Origin of the sequence: Shewanella sp. 10N.286.45.A1 (assembly GCF_041470405.1) — a bacterium.
Lineage (GTDB): Bacteria > Pseudomonadota > Gammaproteobacteria > Enterobacterales > Shewanellaceae > Shewanella.
In genome coordinates this window covers 875-12,891 of the sequence record NZ_JBFRMK010000287.1, presented here as the reverse complement: position 1 = coordinate 12,891, position 12,017 = coordinate 875, and the positions used below count along the sequence as shown (strand labels likewise).

Sequence of the window (12,017 nt, the reverse complement as noted above, 5' to 3'; positions counted from 1 at the left end):
CTTGATTTGAGTATTTAACAAGGAGGTCGGCATGCCACGCCCAAGAAGAACGTTAATTAGCATCGAAGATACTTCCTATTACCACTGTTGCAGCCGTGTGGTTAGACGCGCCTTCCTGTGTGGTGATGATAAATACACGGGTAAGAATTACGACCATCGCCGCAGCTGGGTTGAAGCGCAAATATTGAAGTTAACAGACGTGTTCGCCATGAACAAAATTCATAGACAGATAGCAGAAGGTAAACATGCTATGTCAGGCAATAAAAAAGGCACTCAATGAGTGCCTTTTAGTGTTAATTACTTAATTAAGTGTAATTAACCGCGTTTGTCTTTAGCAACAAAGCTACGTTCTGCATCACCAGTGTATAACTGACGCGGACGGCTGATCTTGTGACCAGGCTGATCTAGCATCTCTTTCCAATGTGCAATCCAACCTACTGTGCGCGCTAGGGCGAACAGTACAGTGAACATGCTCGTTGGAATACCAATAGCCTTCATGATGATCCCTGAGTAGAAATCAACATTCGGATATAGCTTCTTAGAAACGAAATACTCGTCTTCTAGTGCGATGCGTTCAAGTTCCATTGCAACATCTAACAATGGGTCATTGACGTTAAGTTCTGCAAGTACTTCATGACAGGTTTCACGCATCACTTTTGCGCGAGGGTCGAAGTTCTTGTAAACACGGTGTCCGAAGCCCATTAGACGGAAAGGATCTTCTTTATCCTTGGCACGTGCAATGAACTCAGGAATACGATCAACACTACCAATCTCTTCAAGCATGTTTAAGCAAGCTTCGTTTGCACCACCATGAGCTGGTCCCCAAAGAGACGCGATACCCGCAGCGATACAAGCAAATGGGTTAGCCCCAGATGAACCTGCTAAACGTACAGTTGAAGTTGATGCATTCTGTTCGTGATCGGCATGTAGGATGAAGATACGATCCATAGCACGTTCAACGATTGGGTTAACCTTGTACTCTTCACATGGCACAGCAAACATCATGCTTAGGAAGTTACCTGCGTAGCTTAAGTCGTTACGTGGGTAGACAAATGGTTGACCAATTGAGTACTTGTAGCACATTGCAGCAATTGTTGGCATTTTAGAAACCAAACGGAAAGCAGCAATTTCACGGTGACGTTCGTCATTCACGTCCAAAGAGTCTTGGTAGAATGCCGATAGGGCACCTGTAACACCACATAACATTGCCATTGGGTGAGCATCACGTCTGAAACCTCTAAAGAAGCTTGCAAGTTGCTCATTCACCATGGTGTGGTTTTTAACCATATGCACGAAAGATTCGTACTGTGCTTTATTCGGAAGCTCTCCGTAAAGCAACAAATAGCATAGATCTAAATAATCAGAATCTACGGCCAACTCGCCAATTGGGTAACCGCGGTGAAGCAAGATCCCTTGTGCGCCGTCGATATAAGTAATTGCTGATTCACAGGAGGCTGTTGCGAGAAATCCTGGATCGAAGGTAAAGTGCCCTTTGCTACCTAGTTTACTGATGTCAATTACATCAAATCCTGCCGTTCCTTTTTTGATCGGCAGATCGATTGAATCATTCCCCGGTAGTTCTAACTTGGCTATATTTTCAGCCATACCCCATTCTCCTTACTTCATTCTTATTGAGTGCGGCTTATCAAACGCCAATACTTTACAGTGGATCTGGGTCACATTTCAATTTAAATAAGCGTTTAAATTTCTTAGACCATGGTCTTATTCAAGTGTAACCACTTGTTGCAACAGCCACTTGGCAGATTTTTTTACCAAAAAAACTATATTTCCATAATGTGATGTTTGTATTTGACATTTCACCCACGTATACTTGCTGCGGCTCAGATGAGCTGCAGACATTAGCGAATAGTTATCACTTTTTTACATACTTAATTAGTGCTCACTAAACTGTTAAATGTTTGTTTAAAGTTTTCTTTTGTGAAGGGCGTAAACCGTGACCTAGTTCACGGATGAAGATCCAAGCAAAAGCGGTTCGTATAACAAAAATTAGCTCAATTGAGCAGAGTGAGCAGAACGTGAAAAAGCAAAGACCTGTCCATTTAGATCTGCAGACTGTAAAGTTTCCTGCAACGGCCATCGCGTCCATCCTACATCGTGTATCGGGCGTTATTATGTTGTTTGCTGTCGGTATCCTTATCTGGTTGCTTAATGAGTCATTAGCATCCGCGGAAAGTTTTGCTGGCGTCCAATCTCTTTTTGATAGCTTTATCGTTAAGTTTATCGTTTGGGGAATTCTTACTGCACTGGGTTATCACTTGATAGTGGGTTTGCGCCACTTAGTGATGGATGCCGGTTACTGGGAAGAACTCTCTTCAGGATTAACTTCAGCTAAAGTCGCTATTGCATTGTCAGTAGTGTTTTCAATCATTGCGGGGATTTGGGTATGGTAACAAATGCAGCAAGTCTTGGTCGCAGCGGTGTCCATGACTACATTCTTATACGTGCAAGTGCAGTAATTCTAGCCTGTTACACTATTTTTATGGTTGGTTTTATCGCATGTAGCTCTCCACTGACTTATGATGCATGGCACGGGTTGTTCAGTGCTCTGCCAATGAAAGTCTTCACACTTCTCGCACTGGTTGCGATTCTAGTCCATTCATGGATTGGTATTTGGCAGGTACTTACCGATTACGTTAAGTGTGTGTCTCTACGTGGTGTACTTCAGTTTGTTTTTGTCGTAGCAGCCTTCTCTTATTTGGCAGCAGGCATTTTGATAGTGTGGGGTGTTTAAGTGGGTATTCCAGTTCGCGAATTTGACGCGGTTGTTATCGGCGCTGGTGGCGCAGGTATGCGCGCGGCACTACAAATTTCTAAAGAAGGTAAGAGCTGCGCGCTGTTATCTAAAGTTTTCCCTACTCGTTCTCATACAGTATCTGCGCAGGGTGGTATTACCGTAGCGCTGGGTAATGCCCATGAAGATCACTGGGAACAGCACATGTACGATACTGTGAAAGGTTCTGATTTTATCGGTGACCAAGAAGCTATCGAATTTATGTGTAAAACCGGACCGGAAGCGGTCATCGAACTTGAGCAAATGGGTCTACCTTTCTCTCGATTTGAAAACGGTACTATTTACCAACGCCCATTCGGCGGCCAGTCTAAAAACTTTGGTGGCGAGCAAGCTGCACGTACCGCAGCAGCGGCTGACCGTACCGGTCACGCGCTTCTTCATTGCTTATACCAGCAAAATGTTAAACATAAGACTGAAGTTTTCTCAGAGTGGTACGCACTTGATTTAGTTAAAAACGAAGACGGTGTCATTGTCGGTTGTACTGCAATCGAAATTGAAACTGGCGAAATCGTTTACTTTAAAGCCAAAGCAACCATTCTAGCGACGGGTGGAGCAGGGCGTATTTACGCATCTACCACTAACGCGCACATTAACACTGGTGACGGTGTGGGTATGGCGATGCGCGCTGGCGTTCAAATGCAAGACATGGAAATGTGGCAGTTCCACCCAACGGGTATTGCTGGCGCTGGTGTTCTTGTGACTGAAGGTTGTCGTGGTGAAGGCGGATACTTGCTGAACAAAGATGGCGAGCGCTTCATGGAACGTTATGCTCCAAACGCTAAAGATTTGGCATCTCGTGACGTGGTTGCACGTTCTATGATGACTGAAATCCGCGAAGGTCGTGGTCTTGACGGTCCTTTAGGTCCGCACTGTTTACTAAAACTTGATCACTTAGGTAAAGAAACCCTTGAAGCGCGCCTTCCAGGTGTTTGTGAATTGTCTCGTACATTCGCACATATCGATCCTGCAGATGGTCCAATTCCAGTATTACCGACTTGTCACTATATGATGGGTGGCTTGCCCGCTAAAGTAAGTGGTCAGGTTCTTCGTCAAAATGACGACGGCACTGAAGAAGATATCGTTGGTTTATTCGCTGTGGGTGAGATTGCTTGTGTATCAGTACACGGCGCTAACCGTCTAGGTGGTAACTCACTACTCGATTTAGTGGTATTTGGGCGAGCTGCGGGTCAACACTTAGGTAAAGCACTTGATGCAACACCTAATCCTAAAGATGCTTCAGATGCTGATATCGAATCATCGCTAGCTCGCTTGAATCGTTGGGAAAGCAACAAAGAAGGTGAAGATCCTGCGGTTATCCGTAAAGATCTACAACTTTGTATGCAGCTTAACTTCTCTGTATTTAGAAGTGGCGACGCAATGGCTGAAGGCCTTAAAGAGCTTAAAGCGATTCGTACCCGTTTAGAGAATGCCAAGCTGTCTGACAATTCATCTGAGTTTAATACTCAACGTATCGAATGTTTAGAGCTTGATAATTTGATGGCGACAGCGATTGCAACTGCAACCGCAGCTAACTTCCGTACGGAAAGTCGTGGTGCGCATTCACGTGAAGATTTCTTAGACCGTGATGATGAAAACTGGTTATGCCACAGTGTATATGACCCAGTTACCGAGCTAATGACTAAGCGTGATGTGAACATGGAGCCTAAGCTTCGTGATGCATTCCCGCCTATCAAACGTACTTACTAAGGAGACGCGACGATGAAATTGGAATTTGCAGTTTATCGCTACAATCCTGATGTAGATACTAAGCCATACATGAAGGATTACACTTTAGAAGTGGATGAAGGTACCGATATGATGGTCCTTGATGCATTGATGAAGCTGAAAGAGTTAGATTCAACATTGTCATTTAGACGTTCATGCCGTGAAGGTGTGTGTGGTAGTGACGGTGTCAATATGAATGGTAAAAATGGACTAGCGTGTATCACGCCTGTTTCTACCTTCAAGAACAAGAAGATTGAGATCCGCCCGCTACCAGGCATGCCTGTAGTGCGCGACTTAATCGTCGACTTAACTCAGTTCTACACTCAGTATGAAAAGATTAAGCCGTATTTGATTAACGATGAAAAAACGCCTGCGCGTGAACATCTGCAATCTCCTGAAGAGCGTGAGCATTTAGATGGACTCTATGAGTGTATTATGTGTGCATGTTGTTCTACAGCTTGTCCGTCATTCTGGTGGAACCCTGATAAGTTCATCGGTCCAAGTGGCTTGCTACACGCATACCGCTTCTTGATCGACAGCCGCGACACCGCGACTGAAGAGCGTTTGTCAGAGCTTGATGATGCATACAGTGTATTCCGCTGCCACGGCATCATGAACTGTGTTGATGTTTGTCCTAAAGGGCTTAACCCGACAAAAGCAATTGGACACATCAAGTCTATGCTTCTGAAGAGAGCCGTTTAATGCAGTTTAAAGAGCCGATATTGATATAGCTCTATGAGAGTCACTTTCTTTATTGGAAGTGACTCTTTTTGTGTCATGGAAGACAATATAAAGATAATCTGGAACTCTAGGGGCTACAGAGATTACAGACAATTTGGGTTTGCTCGAACTATCTGTATTTATGACTTTGGCTAAGCACGTGTATAAGTTTGAAAGGAATAGAAATGCACCAAGGCATCATGAAAGCCTGGCTCGAATCGTCTCATCTTAATGGCGCGAATTCGACCTATGTAGAAGAGATGTATGAAGCCTATCAAGATGACCCACAGTCAGTAACAGAAGACTGGCGAGTCGTGTTTGATAACCTCCCTCTAGTGAATGGTACCTCTAGTGAAGTGCCTGAAGCTGCCCACTCTAAAGTACGTGACTATTTTCGTAGTCTTGCATTAGACGGACGTCAGAAAGGCTCACCAAAAGTGACCGATCATGAAGTCGATGCAAAACAAGTTAAAGTCCTACAGCTAATTAACGCGCACCGTTTTCGCGGTCACCAGAACGCGAGCTTGGATCCGCTAGATATTTGGAAGCGCGATACCGTTTCTGAATTAGACCCTGCTTTCCATGGTCTAGATAGCGATGATATGCAGCGTGAATTTAATACCGGTTCATTTGCACATGGTGGCGACACCATGAAGTTAGTTGATCTGGTAAAAGCGCTGAAAGCAACATACTGTGGCTCGATTGGCGCTGAGTATATGCACATTACCGATACAGATGAAAAGCGTTGGATCCAGCAACGTCTTGAGCCATCTTTAGGTGCTGCCAACTACTCAAAAACTGATAAAACTCGAATTCTAGAAGGGCTTAATGCCGCAGAAGGTATGGAAAAATACCTTGGTGCTAAGTTCCCAGGTGCAAAGCGTTTCTCACTTGAAGGTGGTGATGCGCTGGTACCTATGATGCGTGAAATTATTTATCGTGCGGGTGATGCTGGTACCAAAGAAGTGGTTATCGGTATGGCGCATCGCGGTAGACTTAACGTATTAGTTAACATTCTGGGTAAGAAACCGTCGGAATTGTTTGATGAATTTGCTGGTAAGCACAGTGATGAGCTTAACGGTAGTGGTGATGTAAAGTATCACCAAGGTTTTTCATCTGACTTTGAAACTCCAGGCGGGAATGTCCATCTTGCACTTGCTTTTAACCCATCTCACTTAGAGATCGTCAATCCAGTGGTTATTGGCTCTGTACGCGCTCGTTTAGATCGACGCCAATGTGATACTGGCCTGCAAGTGATGCCAATTACCATTCATGGTGATTCAGCGATTACGGGTCAAGGTATCGTTCAAGAAACCTTTAACATGTCGCAAACTCGTGGCTTCAAGGTTGGCGGTTCAATTCGTATCGTAGTCAACAACCAAGTTGGTTTCACGACTAACCTAACTGAAGATGTGCGTTCTACGGAATATTGTACCGATATCGCTAAGATGGTACAGGCGCCAATTTTCCACGTGAATGCTGACGACCCTGAAGCGGTTGCTTTTGTCTCACAACTTGCTGTTGATTACCGTAACGAATTTAAGCGTGATGTGGTCATTGATCTGGTTTGTTATCGCCGTCATGGTCATAACGAAGCGGATGAGCCGAGTGCAACTCAGCCACTGATGTACGCAAAAATCAAGAAGCATCCAACACCAAGAAAGATTTACGCCGACAAACTTATTGCCGAAAACGCAATGGGTGCGGATGACGTAACCTCTATGGTAAATGCTTACCGTGACGCGTTAGATGATGGTGATTGTGTCGTCAAAGAGTGGCGTCCTATGACGTTACATTCTGTTGATTGGACACCTTATATTGGCGCTGAATGGAATGATGACTACGACGCGCATATGTCGATGGACAGAATCAAGAACCTAGCAGAAAAAATCAGCTATGTTCCTGAAAGCCATAAGCTGCAGTCTCGTGTTGCCAAGATCTATAAAGATCGTTTATTGATGGCTTCAGGTGAGAAATTGTTAGATTGGGGCTTTGCTGAGACATTAGCTTACGCGTCAATTCTTGAAGATAAGCAGCGTATCCGCATTACCGGTCAAGATTCAGGCCGTGGTACTTTCTTCCATCGTCATGCTGTACTGCATAATCAAAATGACGCAACGGCATACATGCCACTGCGTAATATTGCTGATGACCAAGGTCCAATCGACCTTACCGACTCTGTTCTATCAGAAGCATCAGTACTTGCATTTGAATATGGTTATGCCACTGCAGAACCTGGTGGACTAACACTTTGGGAAGCGCAGTTTGGTGATTTTGCTAACTGTGCCCAGGTCGTTATTGATCAGTTCTTATCATCTGGTGAGCAAAAGTGGGGCCGTTTATGTGGTCTGACTATGCTGTTGCCACATGGTTATGAAGGTCAGGGACCAGAGCATTCAAGTGCACGTTTAGAGCGTTTCTTACAGCTTTGTGCGAATCACAATATGCAGGTTTGTGTGCCATCTACACCGGCGCAGGTTTACCACATGTTGCGTCGCCAAGTTGTGCGTCCAATGCGTCGCCCACTTGTCGTTATGTCACCTAAATCATTGCTGCGTCATCCATTAGCCGTTTCAAGCATGGAAGAGCTTACTGAAGGTACATTCCAGAATGTTATCGGTGAAATAGATGAACTTGACGCGAGTAAAGTCGACAGAGTCGTATTCTGTAGCGGTAAGGTTTACTTTGAGCTACTAGAGCGTCGTCGTAAAGAAGGTCAAGATAACGTCGCACTTATTCGTGTGGAGCAGCTTTATCCGTTCCCTCATGAAGAAGCTGCCACAGCACTTGCTGACTATGCTCACGTTAAAGATTTTGTTTGGTGCCAAGAAGAGCCTCAAAATCAGGGTGCTTGGTATTGTAGCCAACATCACTTCTGGAGCGTTATCCCAGCAGGAGCTCAATTGAGTTATGCCGGTCGTGAAGCTTCAGCTGCGCCAGCATGTGGTTACCCTGCATTGCACGCTCAGCAACAAGAATCGTTAATTAGCAGCGCATTAAAGCTGTAGTAATAGACATTATATAAAAAGGATCGTTATCCATGAGTATCGAAATTAAGGTACCCGTTCTGCCAGAATCTGTTGCTGATGCAACTATTGCTACTTGGCATGTTCAAGCTGGCGAGCAAGTTTCTCGTGATCAAATCCTTGTTGATATTGAAACTGATAAAGTAGTACTTGAAGTTGTTGCACCTGAAGATGGTCAAATTGCTGAATTCCTTGCGGAAGAGGGTGAGACTGTCTTAGGCGAAGCTGTTATCGCTAACTTTGTTGCTGGCGCAGTTGCTGGTCAAGAAGTAACTAAAGCTGAAGCAGAAGCGGCAACTCCGGCAGAAGCTGAAGAGACAAGTGATGCGCTAAGCCCATCAGTGCGTCGTTTAATCGCTGAGCATAATGTTGATGCTGCTGCGGTTAAAGGCACCGGTGTTGGTGGACGTATCACTAAAGAAGACGTTGAAGCTTTCGTTAAGAATGCTAAAGCGGCACCAGCGCCTGCAAGCGCTCCAGCTGCGGTAGCTGCGCCGCTTGCTGATCGTAGCGAGAAGCGTGTACCAATGACACGTCTTCGCAAAACGATTGCTAATCGTCTACTAGAAGCTAAAAACTCTACTGCCATGCTAACCACGTTTAACGAAGTTAACATGAAGCCAATTATGGATATCCGTAAGCAGTATCAAGAGATTTTTGAGAAGCGTCATGGTATCCGTTTAGGCTTTATGTCTTTCTATGTTAAAGCAGTGACAGAAGCGCTTAAACGCTTCCCAGAAGTTAATGCTTCTATTGACGGCGATGAAATTGTTTATCACAACTATTTTGATGTCAGTATTGCTGTTTCAACGCCACGTGGCCTTGTGACTCCAGTTCTGCGTGATACCGATAAGATGAGTCTAGCTGATATCGAGCGTAATGTTCGTGAGCTTGCACTTAAAGGACGTGACGGTAAATTAACCGTTGCTGACATGACTGGCGGTAACTTTACTGTGACTAACGGTGGTGTATTCGGTTCATTGATGTCTACCCCAATTTTGAACCTGCCACAAAGCGCGATTTTAGGCATGCATGCCATCAAAGATCGTCCTATGGCAGTAAATGGTCAGGTTGAAATCCTGCCTATGATGTACCTCGCACTTTCTTACGACCACCGTATCGTAGATGGTCGTGAGTCGGTTGGTTATTTGGTTGCTATTAAAGACTTCCTAGAAGACCCAACTCGTCTGTTACTTGACCTTTAAGGTTAAGGCAGACAATACCCTCGTTGCAGGCCCAATAGGGCCTGTTGAAAAATTGACAAGAAGTATAATGGATAGATCATCATGAATTTGCATGAGTATCAGGCAAAATCTTTATTTGCCGAATATGGTTTACCAGTGTCAGAAGGTTTTGCATGTGATACAGCTCAAGAAGCTGTTGAAGCGGCAGGCCATATTGGCGGTGATATGTGGGTTGTTAAGTGTCAAGTACACGCAGGCGGCCGTGGTAAAGCAGGTGGCGTTAAAGTCACTGGCGATAAAGAAGAGATAAGAGCGTTTGCTGAAAATTGGTTAGGTAAGAACTTAGTGACTTACCAAACTGATGAGAAGGGTCAGCCAGTTGCTAAAATCTTAGTAGAAAGCTGTACTGACATTGCAAATGAATTGTACTTAGGTGCTGTTGTTGACCGTGCTACACAACGTGTTGTGTTTATGGCATCAACTGAAGGCGGCGTTGAAATTGAAACTGTGGCAGAAGAAACGCCAGAGCTCATTCACAAAGCAATTATTGACCCGCTAACAGGTCCACAGCCATACCAGGCTCGTGATCTTGGTTTTAAGTTGGGTCTAACTCCAACTCAAATGAAGCAGTTCACTAAGGTCTTTATGGGCTTAGCGAAAATGTTTGAAGATCATGATTTCGCACTGCTTGAAATCAACCCGCTTGTAATCACAGACGAAGGTAACATTCACTGTCTTGATGGCAAGATCGGTATCGACGGTAACGCACTTTTCCGTCAACCTAAAATCCGTGAAATGCACGATCCATCACAAGATGATGCTCGTGAAGCTCACGCGGCTAAGTTCGAACTTAACTACGTAGCACTAGACGGAAACGTTGGCTGCATGGTTAACGGCGCAGGCCTTGCAATGGGTACGATGGATATCGTAAACCTGCACGGTGGCAAGCCAGCTAACTTCCTAGACGTTGGCGGCGGAGCGACAAAAGAACGTGTTGCTGAAGCATTCAAGATTATCTTGTCTGACTCTAACGTTAAAGCTGTTCTTGTGAACATCTTTGGCGGTATCGTTCGTTGCGACATGATTGCTGAAGGCATCATTGGCGCTGTTAAAGAAGTTGGCGTTGAAGTACCTGTTGTTGTTCGTCTTGAAGGTACTAACGCTGATCTTGGTCGTGAAGTTCTTGCTAACTCTGATCTAGACATCATTGCTGCTACAAGTCTTACTGATGCAGCTGAGCAAGTCGTTAAAGCTGCGGAGAGCAAATAATGTCTGTATTAATTAATAAAGATACTAAAGTAATCTGTCAGGGTTTCACTGGCGGTCAAGGTACTTTCCACTCTGAGCAAGCTATCGCTTACGGTACTCAGATGGTTGGTGGTGTATCTCCAGGAAAAGGCGGTCAGGTTCATTTAGGTCTTCCAGTATTTAATACTGTTAAAGATGCTGTCGCTGCAACTGGCGCAACTGCTACTGTTATCTACGTGCCTGCACCTTTCTGTAAAGATGCAATCCTAGAAGCAATCGACGGTGGCATTGAGCTGATCGTTTGTATTACTGAAGGGATCCCAACGTTAGATATGCTTCAAGTTAAAGTTAAGCTTGAAGAGACTGGCGTTCGTATGATCGGTCCTAACTGTCCAGGTGTTATCACTCCTGGTGAGTGTAAGATTGGTATCATGCCTGGTCATATCCACAAGCCTGGTAAAGTCGGTATTGTTTCACGCTCTGGTACACTAACGTACGAAGCCGTTAAGCAAACGACTGATGAAGGTTTTGGCCAATCTACTTGTGTAGGTATTGGTGGTGACCCTATTCCTGGTACTAACTTCATCGACGTATTGGAAATGTTCCAAAACGATCCACAAACTGAAGCAATCGTGATGATTGGTGAAATTGGTGGTACTGCTGAAGAAGAAGCGGCTGAATACATTAAAGCTAACGTAACTAAGCCTGTTGTTTCGTACATTGCTGGTGTAACTGCACCGGAAGGCAAGCGTATGGGTCATGCGGGGGCAATTATCGCTGGTGGTAAAGGTACTGCGGAAGATAAGTTTGCTGCTCTAGAAGCTGCAGGCGTAACTACTGTACGTTCTCTTGCTGACATCGGTAAAGCTTTACGTACTAAAACGGGTTGGTAATAACCTAGTTTTATTAAAAGCCGCTCTTTAGAGCGGCTTTTTTATGGGAGTAACAAACTGAATTTCGCTCATATAGCATTCCCTCTCTTAGACTGACACTAAAGCCTCTAATATCAATACCAATCGATACAATGATTCACTCAGGTTGGCGCGTTATATCACGCTGATTATATCTATAATGCTTAGGCATGAATGCCGTATTTTGGTCATTATGGCGTACTAAAAGTTGATAAGTGTTTAGTTGTCGTTATTAAATATTGATTTTAATTCAATGATATAGGTTTTTTGTAGCTAGTAACGCACAAGTGTATAGTGTATATTGTATATCAATGGTGTTTTGTGCTTATGCTACAAAATCAAACCAAGGTTATCGCTTAGGAGTAATACCACCAGTATAAAGATTTGATCG

General features: G+C 44.4%; 9 protein-coding genes and 1 pseudogene. 9 read left to right on the top strand and 1 reads right to left on the bottom strand.

The genetic code is table 11. From position 1 onward, the window contains the following. Positions 1-31: 31 nt before the first annotated feature. A pseudogene (locus AB4238_RS19095) lies at positions 32-214 on the top strand (transposase); the annotation flags it as partial. 101 nt (positions 215-315) lie between these two features. Here the strand turns inward: AB4238_RS19095 and AB4238_RS19090 are convergent. Beyond that, a complete protein-coding gene (locus AB4238_RS19090; protein WP_220737527.1) occupies positions 316-1,605 on the bottom strand; it encodes a citrate synthase in 1,290 nt (429 codons plus the stop codon). Between the two features lie 410 nt (positions 1,606-2,015). On the opposite strand from AB4238_RS19090, the gene sdhC reads away from it, so the two are divergent. The 8 genes from sdhC to sucD all read left to right on the top strand — a co-directional run bounded on the left by sdhC (position 2,016) and on the right by sucD (position 11,608). Continuing rightward, a complete protein-coding gene (gene sdhC, locus AB4238_RS19085) occupies positions 2,016-2,411 on the top strand; it encodes a succinate dehydrogenase cytochrome b556 subunit (protein WP_220737543.1) in 396 nt (131 codons plus the stop codon). Then, the gene (gene sdhD / locus AB4238_RS19080) at positions 2,405-2,752 is read left to right on the top strand and encodes a succinate dehydrogenase, hydrophobic membrane anchor protein (protein WP_372034863.1); all 348 of its coding nucleotides are present in this window, start codon (positions 2,405-2,407) and stop codon (positions 2,750-2,752) included. The genes sdhC and sdhD overlap by 7 nt, the downstream gene beginning before the upstream one ends. Then, a complete protein-coding gene (gene sdhA, locus AB4238_RS19075; protein WP_372034862.1) occupies positions 2,753-4,519 on the top strand; it encodes a succinate dehydrogenase flavoprotein subunit in 1,767 nt (588 codons plus the stop codon). Positions 4,520-4,531: 12 nt separating this feature from the next. Beyond that, the gene (locus tag AB4238_RS19070; protein WP_020913029.1) at positions 4,532-5,239 is read left to right on the top strand and encodes a succinate dehydrogenase iron-sulfur subunit; all 708 of its coding nucleotides are present in this window, start codon (positions 4,532-4,534) and stop codon (positions 5,237-5,239) included. Between the two features lie 203 nt (positions 5,240-5,442). Next, complete coding sequence (gene sucA, locus AB4238_RS19065; protein ID WP_372034860.1) at positions 5,443-8,265, top strand: 2-oxoglutarate dehydrogenase E1 component; 2,823 nt, start codon at positions 5,443-5,445, stop codon at positions 8,263-8,265. 32 nt (positions 8,266-8,297) lie between these two features. Further along, positions 8,298-9,488, top strand: coding sequence for a 2-oxoglutarate dehydrogenase complex dihydrolipoyllysine-residue succinyltransferase (gene odhB / locus AB4238_RS19060; protein ID WP_371993880.1), 1,191 nt, complete (start codon positions 8,298-8,300; stop codon positions 9,486-9,488). Between the two features lie 81 nt (positions 9,489-9,569). Further along, positions 9,570-10,736, top strand: coding sequence for an ADP-forming succinate--CoA ligase subunit beta (sucC, locus tag AB4238_RS19055; RefSeq protein ID WP_020913026.1), 1,167 nt, complete (start codon positions 9,570-9,572; stop codon positions 10,734-10,736). Then, on the top strand, positions 10,736-11,608 hold the full coding sequence (sucD, locus tag AB4238_RS19050) for a succinate--CoA ligase subunit alpha (RefSeq protein ID WP_372034858.1): 873 nt from the start codon (positions 10,736-10,738) through the stop codon (positions 11,606-11,608). Before sucC ends, sucD begins: the two co-directional genes overlap by 1 nt. The last annotated feature ends 409 nt before the right edge of the window (positions 11,609-12,017 follow it).